Source organism: Bradyrhizobium sp. SZCCHNR1017 (assembly GCF_032381375.1).
Lineage (GTDB): Bacteria > Pseudomonadota > Alphaproteobacteria > Rhizobiales > Xanthobacteraceae > Bradyrhizobium.
This window is the reverse complement of the sequence record NZ_JAUHIR010000011.1, coordinates 235,176-257,608: the sequence shown is the minus strand read 5'-3', so window position 1 is coordinate 257,608 and position 22,433 is coordinate 235,176. Positions and strand designations below refer to the sequence as shown.

Annotated in this window: 10 protein-coding genes; 5 read left to right on the top strand and 5 right to left on the bottom strand. The window is 62.5% G+C overall.

Features of this window, described 5'->3' with window-relative positions; genetic code table 11:
* Nucleotides 1-81 precede the first annotated feature (81 nt).
* Nucleotides 82-423, bottom strand: coding sequence for a hypothetical protein (locus QW863_RS25645; protein WP_315769021.1), 342 nt, complete (start codon nt 421-423; stop codon nt 82-84).
* A 20-nt stretch (nt 424-443) separates the two neighbouring features.
* On the opposite strand from QW863_RS25645, the gene QW863_RS25640 reads away from it, so the two are divergent.
* The 4 genes from QW863_RS25640 to QW863_RS25625 all read left to right on the top strand — a co-directional run bounded on the left by QW863_RS25640 (nt 444) and on the right by QW863_RS25625 (nt 5,712).
* A complete protein-coding gene (locus QW863_RS25640; protein ID WP_315769019.1) occupies nt 444-782 on the top strand; it encodes a hypothetical protein in 339 nt (112 codons plus the stop codon).
* A 584-nt stretch (nt 783-1,366) separates the two neighbouring features.
* Entirely contained in the window at nt 1,367-2,593 is a 1,227-nt protein-coding gene (locus QW863_RS25635) for a hypothetical protein (protein ID WP_315769017.1), read from the top strand.
* A gap of 27 nt (nt 2,594-2,620) precedes the next feature.
* Complete coding sequence (locus tag QW863_RS25630) at nt 2,621-3,796, top strand: trypsin-like serine protease (protein WP_315769015.1); 1,176 nt, start codon at nt 2,621-2,623, stop codon at nt 3,794-3,796.
* Nucleotides 3,763-5,712 carry a caspase domain-containing protein gene (locus tag QW863_RS25625; protein ID WP_315769013.1) on the top strand — a complete coding sequence of 650 codons (1,950 nt, stop codon included), beginning with the start codon at nt 3,763-3,765 and terminating at the stop codon, nt 5,710-5,712. Before QW863_RS25630 ends, QW863_RS25625 begins: the two co-directional genes overlap by 34 nt.
* 88 nt (nt 5,713-5,800) lie before the next feature.
* Here the strand turns inward: QW863_RS25625 and QW863_RS25620 are convergent, their stop codons facing one another.
* Complete coding sequence (locus QW863_RS25620; protein WP_315769011.1) at nt 5,801-7,585, bottom strand: tyrosinase family protein; 1,785 nt, start codon at nt 7,583-7,585, stop codon at nt 5,801-5,803.
* Between the two features lie 251 nt (nt 7,586-7,836).
* Here QW863_RS25620 and QW863_RS25615 point away from each other — a divergent pair, with 251 nt between their 5' ends.
* On the top strand, nt 7,837-7,971 hold the full coding sequence (locus QW863_RS25615; protein WP_315769009.1) for a hypothetical protein: 135 nt from the start codon (nt 7,837-7,839) through the stop codon (nt 7,969-7,971).
* 83 nt (nt 7,972-8,054) lie between these two features.
* On the opposite strand, the gene QW863_RS25610 is transcribed toward QW863_RS25615, so the two are convergent.
* From QW863_RS25610 to QW863_RS25600, 3 genes are all read right to left on the bottom strand, one after another.
* Nucleotides 8,055-9,575 (bottom strand): UvrD-helicase domain-containing protein, encoded by a 1,521-nt coding sequence (locus tag QW863_RS25610; RefSeq protein ID WP_315769007.1) that lies wholly within the window; start codon nt 9,573-9,575, stop codon nt 8,055-8,057.
* Complete coding sequence (locus QW863_RS25605) at nt 9,572-11,335, bottom strand: ATP-dependent nuclease (protein WP_315769004.1); 1,764 nt, start codon at nt 11,333-11,335, stop codon at nt 9,572-9,574. The genes QW863_RS25610 and QW863_RS25605 overlap by 4 nt, the downstream gene beginning before the upstream one ends.
* Before the next feature lie 553 nt (nt 11,336-11,888).
* Nucleotides 11,889-22,430 carry a LysM domain-containing protein gene (locus QW863_RS25600; protein ID WP_315717683.1) on the bottom strand — a complete coding sequence of 3,514 codons (10,542 nt, stop codon included), beginning with the start codon at nt 22,428-22,430 and terminating at the stop codon, nt 11,889-11,891.
* Nucleotides 22,431-22,433: the final 3 nt, after the last annotated feature.

Here is a 22,433-nt window from a genome sequence, read left to right as displayed (position 1 = left end):
ATTCTTGCGAGCGCGGCTGCACTGATCACAACGCGAAACAGCCCGGCAGGTCAGCTTACCCGATGAAGAAAAGAGGCGATCTCAGCCGTTCCGCGGCGGCGCGGCTAACCCACTCCCGACTTCAAATCCGTGGGCAAGCAATGCAGTCGGCGGTCCTTTAAGCCCGAAATATTCTGGACGGACCTTACCAAACTCGATGCTGCTATTCCTTGCGACAAATCCGGAGAGCGAGACGGCCGCATCGTAGTTGGACTGGAGTACCGTCGGGTCGACGACCTCGCGCTGATAGTGCTTATGAAGCAGCTCCCCGGCTTGGCAACAAATCCCATGGTCGATTGGGACACCTTTTATTAGATCGAACAAATGCAGGTTATCTTCGGTAAACTGGTATTTAGCGGCGACTTTCCAATTGAATGCGGGCATCTCCGCCTGAGCTGGGTGGAATGCCCAACGCTGGTAGCTGGGATGACGATGGAGCGCTCGCGCCAAGAAAGTGCCTCGCGCGTCGTTGTCACCGTAAAACGGCTGGCGGACTTGACATCGAAAAACCACTGACGCATGGCCCGGATGCGCCGCTGATCAAACAAGCCTTGCTCAATGCCTTTGCACACGAGGACCCTCACGGCCCTGGTCTCTGTACTTTTTTCCGAGCCGAAGTCGAGGAGGCTCGCTTGCGCCGATCCATTCTAACCATCGCCATAGAATTCGCAGAATGGGTGGTGGGCATCGCCGCCATCGGGATCGACGAACCTGAAATGGGCTTGCCGCAGAACGGCTCTTGATGCACACGACTTTGCTGAGCGAACGACGCGAGCGCCGAGCTTGCCGCACGAAGAGCATTGAATATCAGCGCGGGTCGCCTCGCCAAATGAGCCGAGAAGCTCTGCTCCGTCACGTTCCGACGTCGGCTGTAGGCCCGTCATGAACACGGCAAGCTGGTCGACGTCCAGTTCGCGACCGAATGTCGCTGAAAAGGCAGTTGCAGGCATTTGCCCCCCTTGTGCGTCGGTCAGCCGACCCAACGAAAGCCATATACGACGGACGCTCGCCTGAGCCACGGAAAAGGCGGAGAGCCGTCTCGAGCTGGGCGACCACTGGAGTTCACACCGCGGGGGGCGCATTCCACAAAAATGAGTTCGTATCCGCTTTCCCAAGATGGAAATTCTGTCGACAGGATCAATTCTGGCAGCTAGAATAAACCTGGAATTACAACCTTTTCGGGTTTTGCGTGCTCTTCGGGGGGAGTTGCATGCGTAATTTTTCATTGCGTGCTCGTTTTTTCATTCCATTGTTCGCTCTTCTCACCGGCTGCTCGACTGTCCCACAGCTTGAAGAAGCCACTGGGACTACCCAGAGCGATGTACTGATGAACAAGGTCGTCACGAGGGTACGCTGCGAGGTCGCGGATGCCTTCGACGACCTCATCGATACGCCTCGGTACCGCTGGTTGGCCGATTGGACGGCGAAAGTTGATCTCACGTTGCAAGCGAATAACGCTGGCGGCGTAGCGCCCGGCGTTACCTACACGCATTTCTACAAGAACGCGTTCAACTACGGCGCTGGATCGACAAGTCTCACAAGCAATTCGATTTCTGCGGTGAACCAGTTCTTCACCTTCGGCGCGGGCGCAAATCTCGGCGAACAGGCGGTTCGCGCCGAAGTCATCAGCTTTACGCTGTCCTTGAAGGAGCTCAAGCGCTGGCGCTCGCGCGTTGCGAAATACGAGCAAGAGCATCCGGAGGAGCGGGTTTGCATCGGAGCCGACGGAGGCGGCCTGACAGGCAATCTGGGCCTGCAGGAGTGGATCGCCTCGGCGCTTGCCCCGGTTGGGCCGGATGTCTTCGCCTTGCATGCGGGCTATCACCCGAGCCCCGTGAGCACAGTCAAGCCGAGCTCCGCTCCGGGGCCCGGCAAGGCCGGCGCGCCGTTCGCCGGTGGTGGCAAGATGACTTACGCCGAGGCGATCGATCGGCTAAAGGCCGCGAGCGCTGCGGCGCGAGCCGCCGCCGACGCATCAGCGGCGGCCGCCAAGAGGATCGCGGCATATCCGGCACAGATCAACCGGGCCGTCTACGCGTCCTGGCCCGTGCTCGAGTCCGACATCAAGCGGCAGATCAACAGCAATGTCGCTTCGTTGAAGGTCTACGCGGCCGAGGCGGCCTCTGCTGCCGCTATTGCCAAACAACGCACGGATGAGGTGCAAAAAGAGTACGAGGTCGTTCTTTACGCCACCCCTAAGCCGGACCAGGTTCCGGAGCAACAGGTCGTTCCCACGGAAGACAAGAAGAACGAAGCCGTCGCACAGCAACAATACGTCAACGATCTCGAGACGGAAGCAAACAAGATCCTCGCTGGATTGAAGCGAATTGATCCGCCGCTCGATTCCTTGCTGCATTCGGTTTCGTTCGTCTTGACTTACGGCGCGAGCGCGACGCCGAACTGGACGTTGCTGCAGTGGAAGGGGCCCTCGCCATCGGGAGCCTCGACGTTCGCCGCAGCGGGTCAACGAACTCATGTTCTTAATATAGCTTTGGGGCCGAATGCCGGCGAGCAGAACCGCCTGATCCAGAATCAGACTGTTGCGTCGCATTGAACCGACAAATCCGTCGCGGGCTTGTTAATGAAATCTCCAAAGGTCACCGCAACCGCCGTGCTGATCGCCTCGACTTTGACCGCGCCGGCGTGGGCTCAGAGCCAACCGGAGGATATTGGCAAGCGCATACGCGGTGCCGCAACGCTCTCCGGGGCTCCCGGTTCGGCGGAGTATTCAGCGGCGCTTCGGCAGAAAATGTACGAGGCAGGGATTGCGCTTCGTAACGGTTCGAACGACTACGATCCCAATCGCACCGTCACCGGCGAAGACAAACCGCTCGAGAAGAACGTCGCCTCTACAAAGCAGATCGACCGCGACCGGCGATACTCGATGTGGTTGGAAACGATGGCCGATCACCCGCTCTCATCGTTCGATATCGCGGGTTGCTCGGCGATGAGCGTGCGCGTGATCGGCGGTGAACCGGTCACCAATCCCCGCTGCCTCGCCGAAGTCTCGCTGATCTACAGCTCACCAACGCAGGACTTTTGCTCCGGCGTCCTGGCCGGCGACCAACACACGGTCCTGACGGCGGCGCACTGTCTATGTCTGGGTACGATCGAATACGTGGTGTTCGGCCCGAAAATGGGCGATGTCAGGAACTACAGGGCGGCGGTGGCTCGGCAGAAGGGCCATGACGGCGTCAAGTGCCTTGGGAATGGAGTGACGAGGGCGGACTCATCGGTCTCCCTGGCCGGACGTGACATCGCAGTGGTCAACCTGGCAATTGATGTGCCGAGAGAGGTCGCACAGGCGGTTGCGCTTCCAGAGGACGGGTTTGCTCAACAGCAATTTTCAGCTGGTAACAGGAATATCTTGGTCGTCGGGTTCGGCTTGACGTCGTCCAGTGCGGAGCGACCGATCCTGCTTCAGGATCCCAAGCAGAAGACGCTGGCGGTCTCGCCGATCCTGAGCCTCGATTGCAGCGGAAGCAATGACGGAAAACCGGACGGCGAACTCTACGGATGTGCTTCAGGCCGCGAGATTTTGACAGTCGATCCACGGCCGGTCGGCCCCTGTTTTGGCGATAGCGGCGGCGGAGGATACATGCTCGTCGACCAGCAGGGAACATCCCAGAAGCGCGCGGCTCTTATCGGCATCACGTCCAGATCGACCGGATCTGGCTGCGGCGAAGGCGCCATCTATACCTCCCTCACCTCGGAGATACTGTCATGGGTCAAAAGCGCGGCCGCCGCCGAACACTGACGTGGCTGCTCGCCGGCGTTCTGATCGCATTACACCTAACTCCACTGACCACCATGGCAGATGCGCCCGCAGCCGGGGATGCGCTCCTCTGCAAAGATGTCATGGGCCAGGAGGCGACCGTCCCTAACATAAAGAAGATGATCGACGCTGCACCAGGCGGCAGTGCGCGACGCCTTGCCATTGTGATAGGCAACGACTACCCGGACCGCCAACAGCCTAACGGCGCGTTGGGACGCTCTCTCTATGCGGTTCCCAAGCTGACAAACGCAGTCAAGGACGCGACCGCGATCGCCGCGTTGATGCTCAGGCTGAAGTTCAAGGTAGCGTGCTTTCTTAATGTCTCGGCGAAGTTCCACGACAGGGTCATCACAGCCTCGACGACGGTGCGTGACTCCATCAATGCGCTGACGTTTTACTACTTCGCCGGTCACGGTTATGCGATGGGTGCGGAGTCGTTCAGCATTGGCGACGGCGCCGAGGACGATTCGAAGGAATCTCTGAGACAGGGATCGCTGAGCCAGTCGTCGATCCTGGCTGGCCTGAGTTCGAGGGGCGCACCAGTTATTGCCATTCTCGACATGTGCCGATCTCAACTGTCTATAGTCGACGCCGATGGACGCCGCGCCGTGAACGAAAAGCCGCTCGACGGGTATTTGCCGATCTCCAAAGTGCCGGGCTTGCTCGTGCACTACTCGACGTCCCCGAACGACTATGCTGCCGATTTGCCGTCACAGCCGAACGGCCTCTATGCCAAGGTCTTCCTGGATCAGACCCCAAGCCAGCCGGGGGTATCCGCCGAACAGCTGCTCAACGATTTCGTCGGAAAGAAGCTTGCGGATGGCCTTCAGATCGACGGCAAGACATATCAGCAGTTTCCGAACTTGGTCGCCTTTCCCGACGATTGGAGGAAAATCCAGATCTTCGATGGCGCCACGGCCGCAAATCTGGACTCGGTGATGGGAGCCGTGATCGCGCTCGAAGCGATGGTCGAAAGTGGACCGGCAGCCGTTGCGATCGCTTGCCGGATGGCACTTCAAATCAAGGACGATTGGAAGGCGGCCTCGGACCCCGCGGGCGCGCAAACGACCGTGGCTCAGCTCGAACAGCGTCTCGACAAGCTGCTGCAGACGATGAAAGACAAGGGCTCGCCCTGCCCCGATATTCTGTCGCTGAAGGAAGCATCGGCCCCCGTTACGCTCCCTCCCCTCGCGCACATTGCAAAGAAGTCGATACGCATATCGGCGGCCGGAGCGCCTCCCAATTATGTCGCCGAGGATCGCGCCAAGCCCGGAACCTGGCTGACGACGAACTCCGTAGCGTTGCCGATCGATGTGACCCAGGCAGGAACGTTCGCGACGATCTCCAAGTTTCCGATACAGCTCGACAGCGGGTTCGTCTCGTCGTCGAAGGTGCAAAAGCCTGCTTCGAAATTCGATATCTACTTCACACCCATTGACGGTGATACGGCAAGGCTAGTCGATACCAAGGATCAGGTTGTGGTCCGCTTTCTTCCCGGAGCCGCAGAAATCATTGAGCCTGCGAAGCTGGGCAGTGCCATCAAGAAGACGCTGAAGCCAACCACGAAGCTTGTCTTCATTCTGTTGCCGACAAACGACGTACGCGAGAGAAATTATCTGGATCGTCTCCGACTTGGCTCGCTCCGCATGTTGCGGGTCGTGGCTGAGCTCGCCAAGGCAGGGGTCACCTATGGTCAGATTGTTACGCCGACACCTGATCAGGCGCCCATCGAGGTCGCGACGCTGCAGGCCGACGAGGCGCTGATCAAGGTCGTGGGGTCCTCGCCCCTGTCGTTCGAGGGATTAACCATCGAGTCTCTCAGCCCAGCTAGGGTCACCGTCGGAACCAAGCAGAAACTCGACATCTACGAAGGCACGACGAAGTTCTTAAAGGAATGACATTGGGAGCGCATCCGTTACCCGAGCTGGTCCTGGCGGACGATCGTTGGAGCGCGTTGCATGTCTGTCTGTTAATAGGTCCGCAATCTCAACCGCTCACCAGGAATTCGATGCTGTCGAACCTCAGTGCATTCGTTTCGACAATCGACTTCTGATCGCTGACGGTAGCCGCCAGGCTGTACGGCACAATCACGACGTGGAGCTTCGACGGATCCGCCTGCCCCGATGCGGCAAGCGCGCCGGTGATGTCGAAAGTATCGGAGGCCTTGCGGATATTTTTCCCATGGCCTACGTGCGGGCCGGCGGCGACCGCTTGCTGACCGTCATGCCGGAAAAGGGCGATCGACCCGAGAAAGCTTGCATCACTTCGTTGCGGCTTAGTGGACGTATCGCCCACGAGATGCACATCGAATCCGGTCGATGCGACGTTGTTCAAGTCGATGCCATTGATCCGCATCAGGAACCGCTTCGGCGGACCGACAGCAATCGCCGCGGTTCGCGCCGCGGCAAACGGCGTGCGAAGCCGGTCTGCGACTGAGTTCACCGCAAAGCGCTCCGGCATAAGACCATTGACCGCCGTGAAGCCATCGATCCTGGCAAGCGACGTCATCAGACTCGCTAAAGCGGCCGGAGGAGCAGGAGTTGGATCGGGCAGTTGCAGCGGCGTCTTGGTCAAATCTTCCGATTTGAAGGAAATGCCGAGAGTTCGATAATCGAAATACTCCTTCCGCGATCGGCTAACTTCAACGGCTTTGAGTTGACCGTTGTCCAGAACAACGTCGTAGAAGTGCCAGGGTTGATCGTCGAACCAATCCTGCGGCGGAAAATGACCCCAGCTCTTGCCAGGCATCAGCGACCACTCGGCCCACAATCGGTCCAGATTGGAATGATGCACGCAGAAGATCGGATCGAAGCCGGCTGTCGGAGGGAACGCCATGCCGCCAGCGATCGGCTCCTGCGGAATCGGATTGGCGGGATCGGCGGGGTTGGGTAAAGGAGGACGGGGTATGAGGCCGCCAATAAGACGGTGGATCGGATCATGGGGAAAACTCTCCAGGCGACCGCGCGTGCTCGCATCCTCGTCCGCAATCCCGCCGGCGAGCCCTTCTCGTTCAGTCTGACCAAAGAAGATGGTGACATCTCGCGCCGGCGACCAATCGACGGCCTCCGGTGTGAGCTGAGAATAGGGCAGATTGTTTCCCGACCAATGCTCCCAGTCGGTGAAGTAGATGTTGCGTTCCTGGTGGTAGAGTGGATTTGTGCTGTCCCCGTCGAGCGGCTGGTCAAGTTTCCTGACGCCGAACTCCCGTGGAAACCTGTAGTTCTCGGGCCTAAAATAATCCCAATACGGCAGCGCGAACCGCGGTTCCCCGGTGTGCGCTCGCAGAATGCGTTCGAAATAGTGGGTATAGGCACGGTGCCACGGCAGGAAATTTGCGGATGCCTGACCGAAGTGCGGGCATTGATTCCAGAATTTTTTCTGATCGACATTGATCAGGTTCGGATCGCCTGCGGTGGCGTTCTGAATCAGCTCGATCGTGACGCCATGGATGGCTGCCTGAAAGAACCAGCTTAGCGGGTCCGACGGCTTCCGCGCCTTCATGGCCCGTACGCCGCGGCGAAGCGCGTCAATGAGCTGGTGATCCTTCACGAACTCGTCGAGCGGAATGCGCGGCGGGATCTTGTCTGTGGTGAGGTCGCCTGCTCTCACTGGCAGAGCCACAAGACCGACCAGAGCGGTACCGGCAAGTTTCAGGGAGGCTCGGCGACTTACAATCATGTCGCACCTGCAATGGGTCGAAGAGCAACGGGTAAAGGCAATATCCGACTTCATCATTTCAAAGTTGTTACAGAGTGTCAACGCGACTATCATCTGCCAAGCACCGAGATATTACGTTCCTTTACTTGACTGACCGGTCGCTCGCGGCGCCCTTCTCGTCGAGGCGCGCCAACGCTTTCAAGAGCAGTTGGCCAGCGAAGACGCCGAGGTGCCGCTCAACACCGAGACGTTGCGAGTTGAACGGGAACAGCTGGCCAAGGACCGGGAGCTAGTCGAGGAACAGGTTTCCAGCCGTCTGTCCGCTGAGCGCGGCCTGCTCATTGCCGCCGAAGTGGGCCAAACGCGTGGCTCAGAACCTGTCCGTGATCGAGCCCACGGTCGGCATGGTCGGCGACCTGCGGGCAATCGCCCGCAAGGCAATGCCGGAGATCCCCCAGTCTCGCTTTGCCACTGTTCAAGAGCTCGCCGGCGCTAAATGAAAGACCGGGTGGTGGATTAGATTCGGGCCTCATTATGCCCCGCACGCGAAGTCTGCTGCCGCGACCTTGCCGAGCAAGATCCTTCAGAACTTCAGCAGAGGCGACGGATTATCCCTGGAAAGGACAAGAGTCAGTTCTTTCTTGGCGCGGCTCATGCCCACATAGAACAATCGCCGTTTGTACAGCGTGTTCGAGAAAGCGCCGCGATCACAGAGTAACATCAGCGCGTTATCACACTCGAGACCCTTCGACTTGTGAATCGTGCTCAAGCATCGACGCGGGGGTTGGGGATGCGAGAAAGTCCTTCGCCGGGTGATTTCCGCAAACCCAGCGTCGACAGACGGGAACTGGCCAAGACGAATGGCATCACGGATCTCGCTCTTCAGGTCTAATTCGACCTCGCTGAAGCCGGTTACCCCTCGATCCACCACGTCAAACAAATAGGAAAGCGCACGGGCGACGCCGCAATGATCCGGCTCTGCGATCAAGAGCCTCGCCACGGATTGGAGATGGCCCGGCATCACGCCCCGCGTTGCTTTCGAACAGCGCTCCTTCACCTCCTTCTTCAGCCGGTCTCCGTGGGAGTGCAGAGTAAAGCCCTTTCCTGTCGCCTCTACGAACCCTAGAAATCCGTCAACGATTGCATCGACGTTACCGGCACTCTGTCGAATGCTTGTGATAAGGCGAGCCAGGTTTTCGCGCCTGTGCCCTTCCCAAATTCTCATCGAGCGATCAAAAAATGCGTTGAGATGCCCCACTCGATCGTTGCTTTCGGTCAAGACGAGCAGTTGACCGCTGCGGCGCCGGAGATCGTCAATCGGCCTCCTGTGCGCGCTTGTCATGCTGAACGACTTGTGTGGAACGCGCGCGCAGTTCTCGGCGAAATGAACCGACAGCCCCTTTGGCAATCGCCCCGTCAAATCAACCCTCCCACCATCCTTCAGCGCCTTGCGTGCCGCCAAGATCCACGCTCCAAGTTCGGATGAGCTCGACCAACGGTGGGGCGTGAGGAGCTCTCCCGATGCGCCACTGCCTTTGAGATCCTCCCAACGTCCGAGCGTTGCTCGGATACCTGCATCGTTGCCGCCAAAAATGACCTGCATCGGATCGCCGAAGACGCGCAGGCGAGCCCCCGCTTTGTGTATCGCCATAATCGCCTGGTGCTGATCCGAGCTCGCATCCTGATGTTCATCACAGAGAATGACAGGATACCGCTGCGCTGCCGCTTCGGCGACCAGGGAGGAGCCTTCCAGAAGGCGACGAGACCGGCTGGCCACCTCGTCGTATCGATTGTTTTCGCGCGCCCACGTTCCGACGTCAGCGGGAAGGTCGATGGCTCGATGATAGATGCTTGCGATCTCAGTCAGAAAGCTGTCGATCGTCCTGATCGCGACCCTGCCAGATACTGTTTTCGTCCGCTGCGCAAAGACAGACCGAGCGGCATGCGTATGTGTCAGGATCAGGATGCGCCCGACGCCGATGTGCGGGGCGGCATCAGTCGCAAACTGGGCTGCCTGGTGGGTTTTGCCGCACCCTGCAGCGGCCTCCACGGTCACCAGTGGTAAGTCGGATCGCAGCAGCTCAGCGACGGTCGCGTCGCTCACAGCTTGAGCTGCCCCGGAGCCAGCGCAGGCTGTCCAAGCGCGGCACGTAGCGCGTTGACGAACGGGAGCAGCTCCGGCTCAAGTTTTGGCCAGACGCTCAGTTCCACCATTTTCAGGCCCAGCTCGTAGCCGCCCTCTTCAGATTTGAACCAGCGCCGGCTGTGTTTGGCCCAATCCTTTGCCGTGTCGACGTCCGGCGCCCCTTCCTTGCTGCCGGTCGCGGCGGCAACGATGAGGGAGCGAAGCTTCGCGAAGCACTCCTCAGGCGGGCCGCACGCCGCTAGGATGCTGGCTTCATCTTTAGCTTGTAAACCGAGGCGATCCGCCAAAGTCCGCAACCTCTCACCTGAGGCTCCTTCGGAATCGCGGGCAAGCGAGAACAATGTAGCGTCGTCCACGTGTGCGATGACATTCGCTTCAAGACAACCGTTGTGCCACTGGAAGCACCTCGGCCCAAGTGCCTTGCTCACGCTTTTCCATCGGCCGGTCGACTTGCCCTCATTGTCGCAGAAGGCCCCCAGCATGAGTCCCGCGTCCCGCAGCGCCACCAACAAGCCAAGCATGGATTCGTTGCCACCGCCGTCGCATAGACGAATGCCATGATCTTCAGGCGCGGCGACGAAAGCATTCCGCAGCAGGAACCGCAAGAAGCCAACCTCTGTCACCCCCTCTGCTATGACAGGCAGCTTCGCGAGGAACGTCTCGGGATCACGCGCTTGCTGCTGAGCAATGGCAATAGCTGGCAGCGCGCCGATCGCTCCTTTTGCATCGATGAACCAGAGTGCGGCCTTGGTTGCCGCCTTGATCGCGACAGGGCTGTGGGTCGTGACGAAACATTGACCGTCATCCTTGACCAGTTTGGCAAGGAGTTGCCGAAGCCGATAAGGCTCCAGCCCGCGTTCGATCTCGTCGATAACTGTCAGCCGTGATGACGCTTCCGTAACGCCCGCCACCTCCAATGCGGACATACGTCGGGTACCAGCGCCCCAACTGGCCAGGGGCAGCTTTACCCCGGCCCTGTCTGCCAGAAGTCCGATGAGCGCTCCAATCGAAAGTCCTTGGCTGCTGGTCAGCCCGAGCTCGAGGTCGTGCGGCAGCCCGGCCTTTTCAAACATGGACCCCAGATCCTCGAGAACCTTCGTTTCTTCCTTGAGCAGCGCGGCCGAAAGATCGGTTTCGGCGACCTGTTTGTTGAGCCGCGATTTGAGATTCCCCTTGGACAGCAATCGATCAAGGGCAGAACCCGTGACCAGCCTAAGATCGCGATCGTTCCGGTCATCGTTCGCCAGGCGCAGCACACCGATCCGGCGGCGCAAACCGGTGGAAAAGGCGGCAATTTCCGCATTCGGCTGCACCAGCTCCCACACCAATTCGAGGTCTTCAGTCCCGCGGACGCGGAATCGAAAGACCGGGTGATTTGGCTCCTTCTCCACCTCCGGGTCGGGCAGGACCGCAGCGCTGCCGTCCCATTCCCACGGCCAGAGCGAAGAAAAGTCTGCAATCCCCACCTCAGGCGGGATGTCCACTACGGCTTCGATGGAGAACCCATCGTCGGTCGATCGATTAAAATAATCGGTCTCGAACACCTGGACCGCGTTGGTCGGACTGAAAAGCAGGGCAATGGCGTGAAGGACCGTGCTCTTGCCAGAATCCCCGCCACCAAGCAGAACATTGATACCGGCACTTGGACGCCAATCCAGAATCTCGATGCCCCGAAACCTCCTGATCGCCAGGCTTTTGATGCGCGGTTGATTCGCCATGCCCGATCCGAATCCTCACACTCCTCAACAATCTTAAGCTGTTCGCGGTAAGGGGCAAAGCTTTAGGGAGTCGCCTCGAGCATTAGCCCCGCCAGGTTGCGCAACCTGACAACCGTACGGCTCGACCAACGTTTCGATTACGCCAAGGATGGCAGCGCTTTGGTCGCCGCATCAGCCGATAGTACCCTGTTGCACATCGAGGATATGCCATCCGGTCTGGCCTACAGCTGCTTCTGCGTTGGCTGCGAACGGCCCTTGGTTGCGAAGAACGCCCGCCTGATCGGTCTCAGCGCGATTGCCTGGGGCAAGAAGCTGTTGATAGCCGTGAGATCAACGAGCTGTCCACCAAGTTAGCCCTTGAATAAAATTGCTGCTAAATAATCTAACTCAAGCAACATGTTAGCGCCTCAGTTCGAATCCCTCCGAGCGCGCCAGAGCCTTTGACCAGCCCAACTCCGGCGCCCTGAGCCGGTGCGATCCGACTCTGCGGGCTGGGCCTGTCCAGATGACCTCCCACGGCGGCCGCAGTTGCGATGCCGGGACCGACACGGCCTCAAGCGGTTGTGACCTCGTGAGTGAGCCGGCCGACCTGGATCAACGGCTGCGTCGCATCGCCGACGCCACCGAAGACCTTCAGCTCGATCTCGACGCGGGCACGGCCCGACGTCGTTGGCTTCGTCGTCGCCCGCCACGTATCGATCATCTGCGCGAACGGGGCCACGAAGGGCGGCTTCACGCCCGGATCGACCGCTGACGGGGTCGGCGTCAGCAGGTTGATCGGCAGCCGTACGCGCGGGATCGCCGGCTGGCCGGCCACGATCTCGTAGCTGTACATGCCCTGCATCGCGACCTCGTCGCTGGTGCCGCCATTGCCGCCGGCATAGAGCCCCGCGAAGAACGTCGTCAGGCGCGCGTCGAGGTCACCGGTCGCCCCCGACATCGCGTCGAGCGAGAACGCCGTGTAGTTCAGCTGCGGAACCACTGTGGACGCGAACCGCACCTCCGGCGTCTGGAACAGGAACGCCGGGTTGGTGCTGGTGGTCTTGAGATCTGCCAGCGGGAACAGCGCGAGATTGCGCTGCACGAACACCGACGCCCAGCCGCTCTGGTATAGCAGCACGTCGAGCGGAGCGATCGAAACGGTTCGGGCCGGCAACCCACGTGCCTCCTCTTCGCCGAGATAAACCGTCTTGCCGTCGACCTGACGCGCATAGACGTAGGCGATCTGCACGCCGACGGGCAGCTCTGCCGGAGGCACGGCCTGAGGCGTATAGAGCTCGGGTGCAATCGCGATCGCGGGCGCCGGAAGCGTGGTCGTGCCGTTCGAGATCGTGTTGGCCGCTGCATTCCAGCTCGCCGCCGTTCCATCGATGGTGATGTTGACGAGATTGGTGCGCGCGTGCCCGTCGCTGGTGCTGTCGAGCGTCGACAGAAACTTCACGATCACATGCGCCGGTGCGACCGCCAGCCTTGCAGGCCCGACCGTCTCCCGCGCATAGGCATCCGCGATCTGCCTGGTCTCCAGCGCAAAGGCGGCGGTCGCCTTGCGCGCGGCAGCCAGCGTGGCCGGATCCGGCTCGGCGCCATCGATGCCGACCAGATACTGGTTGAGGTCGCGCAGGATCGCCGGATAGTTGGTGACGAATTGCGCGAGCGCGGTGAACAGGTCGGGCTCGCCGCTCAACCTGGCCGAGCCGCGCAGCGTCGGCTCGGTCGGCCGGTTGAACTCCATCGTGCAGGACACTGCGTCGGCTGCCGCCTGCTGATAGAGGTAGTCGAACAAATAACCCCAGGCATTCAGCTTCGATGGATCGGTCGTGCCCTCGCCGGTGAGCTGCCGCGCCTGCTGCGCGGAGACCGTCGGCGGCGTCGGCAGATCGCGGTTGACCACGGGAATGTTGGTGACCTGCGTCCCCAGCGGATAGCTGAACGGCCCGTTGACGAAGGCGAGCCATCGCGAATCGACATAGCCGTCGATTCCGGGGACGGTGCGCCGCTCGAATTCGAGATGAGTGAGCGAGAGCGTGAGCTCGAGCGGCACATAGGCCTGGTCGACGACGTTCTTGGTGGCAAATACGAAGGCCAGCCGCGGATCGTACCAGGTCTTGCTGGCGGGATCGTAGACTTCGCCGAGCGGGATGCGCGTCGACGTCAGCGTGAAATTCTGATTGTCCGCGGCGCCCTTGATGCTGCCGCCCGGCTGACCGTAGAGGTTCGGCGGACCGGCCGGGTTGCTATCGCCTCCGCCGGTCACCTCGGTCAATCCGAACACGACGGCCGCACCGGCCCGATAGGCTGCGCCAAGCTGATTGAGCAGCTGCTGGCGCAGCTTCTCGCTGGCCGCGAATCCGGTTGAAGGATCGCCCGCGCTGGTCGACAGCACCGGCAGCGTCTTCAGGCTGATCGTATCGGCCAGCGATTCCTTGGTCGACAGCACGCTTCCCAGCGAACCGTCCTTGAGCGGATCGGTCACGCCGTCGATCCGGTCGAGGATGAACGCGTGCGGCGCGTAGTCGGCCGACAGGAACTGATCGATGGCATCCAGCGCGCTCTGGAACCACTGGTTCAGATCGACACCGTCGAGATGCAGCGTGTCGGTGTCGCCGCTGTCATAGCGCGTGATCGTCGCATCGCCGCTGGCAAGCGCCTTGGCGATCGGCTTCGGCGCGAAATAGCTCGGTGACGTGCCCAGCTTGAAATGGATGCCCTGCCCGGCCGCCTTGCCGAAGCGGACGGCCCAGAGCTGCTGAGCGCCGTCGGCCGCATCCTCGCCGTCGCGGGACAGGCCCTGCCCGACCTTGAGATACCAGTCGGCGGTGACGAAGACCGTTTCGACGACCTTGCTGAACTCCGTGTAGGATACATTGTCGTCGCCGTCGGCGCGCGGCAGGATCGCCGCGGCCACGCCGGTGCCGCCCTGCAACGTCGCCACCGCCGGATCGACCAGCAGCAGATTGCGGCTGAACGTGAGCGTGACATCGAGCTCGAGGATGTTGCCGGCGGCGATCGCGTTGACGTCGACCGGAAGCGACAAGGTCACAGCCGGAGCTGCGGGCGCCTGGCCGCGCGTCACGAGCTTCAGATACAGCACGCACGCGCGCACATAGCCGCGAATGATGTCCGCCTGCGCATCGCCAAGATCCACATCGGGCTTTGCCATCAGCGAATTCGACAGCCGCATCGCCACCGCGTTACCGGAGACACCCGGCACGGGAACGGCGACATCGGCGGAATAATCCTGATGCAGCTGATAGTAGATCCGGGTGTAGAGCGAGAGATCGTCGGCGGCCCGCGCCGCACCGTCCGGCCCGGCATAGGCGGCGGCGTTGAGGGACAATGCAAGCTTGAACGCGGCACCGCCCGCCGCGTCATAGCTGTAGCTGGCATTGGTATTGATCCAGGACCCCAGCCCGATCAGCTCATCGCGGTACAGCATCGACACCGCAGCCCCGTTGAGCGCGCCGCGGTACCCTTGCGGCGGCGCCTCGAACGGTGTCACCGTGGTGTTGCCGAAGATGTCGCGCCATTGCAGCGCGACCTGCGCCATGGTGCCGACGCCGAGATAGGGATTGGCCGCCTTCGGCGGCAGATCCGGATCAGACGGGTCCGGCGCGGCGTTGACCAGCGCGAACTGCGCACCAATGCCGATCGACTGGCGATAGTCGAGATGAGCGATCGCAACCTGCGCCAGGCGGTCGCCGCGCGTCCGCGCCGAGCGCGCATGGCTCTCGAACGCACTGGACTCATCGTCGTCATGGTCCTGGGGACCGAACGGCATGCCCAGCGGAGTAGCCTTGTAGAAGACGTTGCCCGCGAGCCCCGCGGCCAGCGAGGTGTAGAGCTGATACATCGTCTTCTTGGCAAAGTCCGGCGCCGCTGGATCGTCCGGCGGCAGGCCGAGATTGTCGCGCGTCAACGAGAACCCGATGTTCTGCGGTGGCAACTGGTCGCGCAGGGAGAACAGCTGCGGATCGAGATCGAGCACGGCATTGACCGGGAACAGCCCGGGCGCTGCGCTGGCGCCACGGGCGATCAGGTCGACATCCAACCCGTAATAGGAGGCCATGCTGGCAAAGCTCATCCCGGGCGCGGCCGAGGAACTGACCTGATAGGCCAGCGGCGGGATGTAGAACACGGCGGCCAGCGCAACAGCGACTTGTGGATTGAAGGCGGCGATGTCCTGGCCGGTGATAGGATGGACTGCACCGGCTGAGAACAGTTTGGCGAGCTTGTCGAGCGTGGCCTGCGCGTCGATGGCCCCCCCGGTGCCGCGAACCAGATCCGCGTCGGTCAGTTGGCGCACCGCGCCCACGATCGGCACCAGCGCGCCCGCGGCGAGCGGCTTGGTCGCGTTGACCTCGGCGATCCGCCCGGGCCCGGGGCCGTAGATCGCCGCGAGCGCATCGAGCGATGCTCCCGCCGCAACCGGTGCCGTCTGGGCGGTCGAGGCGAGCGACACTGTCTGTACCAGATCGCTCTGCGGATCGACAGCGTCGGTCGTCACGAAGGCGTTGACGAAGTCGGGAAGCGTGGTGCCGAAGGACTCGCTGCCCTGCGCCGCGAACGTCACGACCATTGTCACAATGCCAGAGCCGGAGGAATCGAAGACGGCCGCCGGCAGGCCTTCCTCGCTTTCGACGTTCTCGTAGTAGAGATAGTAGCCGCCGCTGCGGACCGTGCTGAGCTCCCACATCAGGCGGATGAACTGCGCCGGCGAATTGGCAATGCCGCGCGGCGGAGCGTCCTCGGCGCTCAGCATCAGGCGCAGCGCCGCCGCAGGATTGGTCTCGGTCGACAGGTTGGTCTGGGTGATAAAGGCGAGGAAGTCGGCGTCCGCAGGCGTCACCAGCATCGGCGCGCCGGGTCCGGACTGGTTGTAGAGCAGGAAGACGGCGGAGGCGATGCCTTCGCCCAGCGCATCCATGGCGGTCAGGATGCGCTGCAGCCGCACCGCGTCCTCCGAGCTGGGTCCGACGAGCTCATAGACGAACGGCAGCGACGGCGCCGATGCCGGACCGCTCGGCAGATCGCCTGCGCCGGTGCCCTGAGCAGCCAGCGCCGCCGCGTCCGGCAGACGCTTGATCTCAATATCGAGCCGCGTGCACCAGGCCCAGCGCCCCAGGTCCGCATAGTCTGTGCGTCCGGTCGCGGGATTGCTGCGCCCGGTCTGCGGCTGGAACTTCGGCAGCAGCGCAAAGGTCGAGCGGAGATCCGGCATGACAGCGCGGATCGACTGCTCCCGCGTGGCGACCAGATTGGTCTGCGCCGGCGGCAGGCTCCATAGCGTCGGCTGCACCTGCGCGCCGGCATCGGCCGCCGCGGCCACGCCGCTGCGGTTCGTCAGAGCCAACAGGCTCGCGACGGATCCGCTCGACCAGCGCGCGTAGCCGCTGGCGGTAAACGGCCGCGGCTGACGCTCGGCGAGCGGCAGCGCCGCAAACGTCGGGCTCGGGACGAAATTGCCCGGCGCCCTGGCCCAGCTGACGACGACGTTCAGCGCGGCATAGGCCTGACTCAGATCGACGTCCATGCTGAGGTCGGTGGTGTCGTTCAGCAAGATGAAATCGAGCGGGACGCCGTGGCTCTGAGTCTCGCGTGCGAAGCCGACCTTGTAGCTCGTGGCAGAACTGGGCGTCGGGAATTGCTGGCCCGTGAGCTGATAGACGCCGTAGCCCGATTGCGTCCTCGGATAGAGGAACGCAGGCGACAGGGTCAGTCCGTCCCGGACCGGCAGCCGCAATCCATAGACCAGGAAGCGCGAGACCATGCCGGCGGTCTGCCCGACCTGGCCCGTGGCCGCGATGGCCGACCACAACGCGCCGACCGACAGGGCCTGAAGACTGCCGACCGTGAGCAGGCCGCGCTCCGCCTGCACCGAGAACAGGCCGGCGACGCCGCGATTGGCGTCCGCCACCGCAACCGCAGTGGTCTGGAACAGGCTCGCGACCGTCGACAAGGTATCGGATGACGGGCCGGAGGTCCCTGCGGTCCTGAAGGCGATCGGCCAGATCGCGAGCGGCAAGGTCGGCTGCAGCAGGCCGGCGACGCCGTAGAGCACGCTCTGTGCAGCGAGCGCATCGATCGAGATCGCGCCGAGCTGCAGCGCGATGTCGTCGAAGCTGTCGCCCTGCCGCGTCACACAGATCTGCTCCTGGCCACGGCTGTTGGTGAGCAGCAGGACGACGCCGCCCTGCAGCATGTGGCGGGACCGGTTGGCCACGATCAGGCGGTCTGGCGTCGTGGTCCAGCGCGGCGGCAACGCCGCATCGGAATAGCGGCCGGCGATGCCTTGCAGGGTGTCCCCGCTCTGCACCACATATTCGAGGCCGTCGATATGCAGCGACAGCCCGGCCCCCAAGGCATGGTCGACGTTGGGCTGTACGATATCCGCAATCGTCAAGGCATTGCCGGCGATCCCGTTGAGCTCATCGAGAATGGCACCGATGCTGCTCGTCGGGGTCAGCGGATAGGCATAGCTCTGCAGCGCGTCGGCCGCGGCCTGGAGCAGTTGGCGCGCGATCAGCGTGAAGGTATCGACGAACACCAGGGCCGCCATCGACTCCGCCGAGCTCGTATCGGTCTCCGCGGCAAGCCGGCGCGTTTCCTTGTTCTGGGCCTCGATGTTCGCGGCGACCTGCGCGAATATCTTGCTGACCGCCGTCGCGTAGCCGGGCGTGGCCGTGGTGTAGGTCTCGAACGCGATCGGCGAGGTCTCGCCACCGGACATGCCGGGGACCTGCAGCTTCAATCCGTCGAACACCGGAAACAGCACCGAACCGGCATCGAGCTTGGTCTTCAGCCCCGACGATTGCGCCGTCGCCGGATTGAAGATGTCGAGCGTGAATCCGTCGGCCAGGAACTGCAGCAGGCCCTTGATCGACAGGAACGGATCGGCCGTGTCGGCGAGACGCGCGACATAGGCCTCGAGCTGGGTGAGCGTCACCGACATGGTCAGCGTCTCGGCGAGCTCGGCCGCATCCCCGCTCTCGTTCCCCAGTGCGTCGATGATCCAGGGGAAGTAGACCTCGGCCAGCACGTCGAAGGACGTCTTGGTGGCGGACGGCACGCTCGCCGCGGCATCCGGCGCGTCCATTGCGAGCAGGAGCACAAATGCCCCCTGGTTCGAGGCTGCGTCGGTGGCTGCCTCCGGAGCAAGCACGGTGTACTGCGCGCCCGCCATCAGCGACAGCTTCGGCTTGTTGCCATCTGCGGCGGCAAGGCCCATCCGGCGAGCGGTAGCGGGCCCGAGCCGCTTCGGTCGCGGCTTCAAGCTGCGCGCCAGCCGCATGGCCGCGTCCGGTCCGCGCGCGTGAGCCCGCTGCATCAGCAGCGCGTCGGCGCGTGCCCCCTGAACCTCCCATGGCGCCGTGCTGGTCTGTCCGATCACGAAGGTCGCAGACACCTGGGCCGAGAACGACAGGCTGATGGAGATCGAGAACAGGCCCAGATTGATCTTGACCTTGAGGCTGATCGTCACGCTCGCGTTGGCGACCACCGGAATCTCGCGATAGCTCTCATAGGTGAGCTGGATCGACAGCACGATCTTGACATTGACCGAGGCTGAAATGATCGCGAAGTCGACGCTGCCATACAGCAGGCCGATGATGCCGACCGTTCCCGACAGCTTGAAATAATAGTCGCTCTGCAGCGCACCGCTGCTGGCGCGCGATGCCAGCGTGCGCGCGGGGTCATAGGGATGCCACGGCGCCACGACACCTTCGACGATGCCGAAGACGGTGAGCGCAAAGCCCGCCTTCAGCGGCCCCTTCTCGAAATTGTAGCCCAGGCCGAGCTGCAACCCGATACCGAACTCGATGACCGGATCGAAAGTGCCGAGGTTGGTCTTCGGGATCTTGGTCGAGGTCGCGTTGGAGAGCTTGCCGATGTAGAAGCCACCGGCGCCCAGCACCGGCACGCCGTACACGATCACCGAGATCGAGAAGGAGCGGCGGAAATCGAGATTGTACGGGAAGCCGATGTCGATGAAGAAATCGCCGTTGGTGTAGACCTTGATCCCGAGCTGCGGCAGCGTGATCGACACCGCGCCGAAATTGAGGTTGCGGATGATGTCCGGGAAGGTGAAGTCGATCTGGTAGACGCCGATGTCGTCGGTGATCTTCTTGTAGAGAATGTCGACGACGAGGTTGGCGAGCCCGCCCATCTTCTCGCCGGCGAGTGCCAGCCGCAGGCCGTAGAGATTCGGGTCATTGAACACCAGCATGGCATCGATCGACCAGGCGCCGGCCACCTTCATCAAACCGAGATGCCCGGCAATCAGCCAGTTGTTGGACTGGTCGTAATAGGGCAGTCCGGGCGTCCCGCCGTCGTCCGCATTGGGATCGACCGGATTCATCTTGCCCGTCGTGCTGGGGACAGACTGCAGTGCGCAGATCACCTCCTTGGTGCTGTTGAAGCTGGAATGGCCGGTGATGCCGATGCGCTGCCCAAGCACCAGCAGGAACAGCTTGAACCAGTCCTCGCCCCGGCCGGGCACCGACGGCAGGTTCTGCACATCCTGCCCCTTGGCCGGATCGAGCAGATTCTTGAACGCCGGATCATCCGCGACGAGCGGGCTCGAGCCCTCGATGGCGAGCGTCACCTTGCCGTCGGTGCCGCGACGGAAGGTCAGCGCGGTGATGCTGATGAAGCCGAGATTGATCGGGCTCGACAGCTCGTAGCTGGCCGACAGGCGCTGCGAGAAGCTCTCGCCGCTCTTGAGCGAGACGTTGACACGCAGCGCATCGAGCGAGATCTGGTTGAGCAGGTCCCATGGCGAATCCAGCGTGAAGTAAGGATTGCCGAGCGTACGCACCAGCGCCTGCACCAGCGAGCCGATGCTCCAGCCCTTGAGGCTGAACGTGACCAGCTCCTTGCCGCTCTCCCAATCCGCTCGAAAACCCTCCCACTCGACGAACAGAATGTTGTTGGAGCCCGCCTCCGTCGTCTCGAACTCATAGCCCATCGTGAGCTTGAGGTTGATCGCCGAGTAGATCCAGGTGCCTTGCGCGAAGCCGGAGAACTGCTGCTGGGCCGGCTTCTGGCCGTCATAGCTGACGCCGAGCCGCGCCGGATCGATGCCGACGGTCTGATCGCCGAAGGCGAACGTCCAGCTGAAGCCGACGGTGATGTCGTAGCTCGTCTTCAGCTCGCCCTGCTCGGCCGGAATGGTCGCGGTGATTGCGAATTCGGAGATGATGAGGTCGCCGGGCAGGAAGCTCGGGAAACCGTAGGCGCTGCCGGGCGAAAAGAACTGGTTGATCAGGTCCGAGACCTCGAGCGGTTCCTCCAGCGAGGCGGCGAGGTCCCACCGCTTCGGCGTTTCGAACCCGTCATAGGTCACGCTGACCTTGGTGTGCAACGGGCCGACATCGAGGAAGCCTCCGACGCTCGACTTCCATTGCGTCTGCGAGGCGGCTTGCAGCGCGCCCCCTCGCGAGGTCCGCAGCATCGGCAGCGGCGCCGCCCGCAGCAGCGTCGTCGCATTGCCCCCGTCTGGCGTCTGCGTCGGAGTCTGCGCCGCGATCGAGACCGTCCCCTCTCGCACGGCAAGGATCGGCTGGTTGTTGATCTTGAGCAGATTGAGCGTGAGGCTGAAGCCGGCGTCGAACTGAAAGCTCTGCGCGCCGTAGTCGACCGCGACCGCGATGTCGCCAAGCTCGAAATCGCCGACATTCTCGACGTCGAGCACGACCGCACCGCCGGACAGTGCCGTCAGGAAGTCGCTCAGCTTGGCGGTGCCGGCGAAGGACGCGAAGAACTGCTTCGCGGAGGTGAACTGGACGGTGAACACACCGTCACCCTCGCCGTCCGGCCCCTTGAAGACGCTCGGCGCCAGTACGAACTCGGTCGTGAAGTCGTAGGTCTGCTGCCGCTTGGTGCCGTCGAACGGATAGGCCATCGACCATTGCAGCGCGAAGCTCGTGATCTTGAAGTCGAGCACCCCAGTCGGCGGCAGGATCTGCCAGCTCGTATCCTTCGAGCTGCCGATCTCGATCGAGACCGCCGTGATCGTCGGCGAGCGGCCGAGCGTGCCGGCGATCGAGAAGCCGTTGAGACCGACAAAGGCGAGGAACTGCTGCAGCACGTCCGGAGTCGCGGCAAGATAGCCGCCATTGCCGCCCATCACCTCGATCACCGTGGCCGGCGTCAGCGGCGCGCCGCCTTCGACGACGGCAAGTGCCACCGAATAGTTGGCATCGGCGCCGGGTGTGATCTCGACGTCGAGCTGATAGGAGCCGGTGCTGCCGACGTCGAACTGCGAGGAGATCGCGAGCGTCGGCGCCTGATCTCCGGCATCCGGATCGGCGGGATCGGCCAGCACCAGCACGCCGTCGACCTCATCGGCGCCATCGGGCGCGGGAATGGTCAGAGCGAGGCTCGGATCCCTGACCGTGAACTGCGACGCGAGCTTGAACGTGCCGTCCTGGATCGCGGCCCGCAGCTGCCCCGGCGGGAACAGCACGGTCTCGCCGTTGAAGATGCCCATGTTGAGCGCGCCGCTCAGCAGCAGATCGCCGGTCGGCGCGGTGAGGCCTGGAAACAGCAGCAGGAACGGCTTGGCGACATCCGGCAGAGCGACCTTGGCAACGAAATTCTGCACCGCGCCGCCGCTCACGGCACGCCCTGCGGAGTCACCATACGGGTAGGTGCCGGTCGCCGTCGAGAACACGAAGCTGACGTTCTTCAGGGTGCCGAACTGATTGAACGGGAAGCCGCCCATGAAGGCGAAGCTGCTGGTCCAGGTCCAGTTCGATGGCGTCGCCTCGGCCTGCACGATCAGTTGGTCTCCGTCCACGGTGAAGACAAGCGTGGCCTTCGCGGCCAGCGGAGCCGAGGCGCCGATGAACGGGATCGTCGCCGACTGCACCGTGAACGCCGTCCCTTCGACGGGCCCGACATCGGATTTTGCCACCGTCACCTTGAAGTCGGCCGCGGCCTTGAGGAAGAAGGCCTGGCTCAGCCAGGCGTCGTAGTCGGCGGGGACCTTCACGGCGGGATCGGCGAGGCCCGCCGTCAGGAAGGCGGCATCGAGCGCGAAGGCGGTGTCGCCGGCGGCGGCTTCGACAGCGGCGCGGAGATTGTCGATAGCGCTCATCAG

Coding starts and splice junctions, on each gene's coding strand:
- QW863_RS25645 (WP_315769021.1), bottom strand. CDS start 423: ATGCCCGCATTCAATTGGAAAGTCGCCGCTAAATACCAGTTTACCGAA.
- QW863_RS25640 (WP_315769019.1), top strand. CDS start 444: ATGCCCAACGCTGGTAGCTGGGATGACGATGGAGCGCTCGCGCCAAGA.
- QW863_RS25635 (WP_315769017.1), top strand. CDS start 1,367: ATGAACAAGGTCGTCACGAGGGTACGCTGCGAGGTCGCGGATGCCTTC.
- QW863_RS25630 (WP_315769015.1), top strand. CDS start 2,621: ATGAAATCTCCAAAGGTCACCGCAACCGCCGTGCTGATCGCCTCGACT.
- QW863_RS25625 (WP_315769013.1), top strand. CDS start 3,763: ATGGGTCAAAAGCGCGGCCGCCGCCGAACACTGACGTGGCTGCTCGCC.
- QW863_RS25620 (WP_315769011.1), bottom strand. CDS start 7,585: ATGATAGTCGCGTTGACACTCTGTAACAACTTTGAAATGATGAAGTCG.
- QW863_RS25605 (WP_315769004.1), bottom strand. CDS start 11,335: ATGGCGAATCAACCGCGCATCAAAAGCCTGGCGATCAGGAGGTTTCGG.
- QW863_RS25600 (WP_315717683.1), bottom strand. CDS start 22,430: ATGAGCGCTATCGACAATCTCCGCGCCGCTGTCGAAGCCGCCGCCGGC.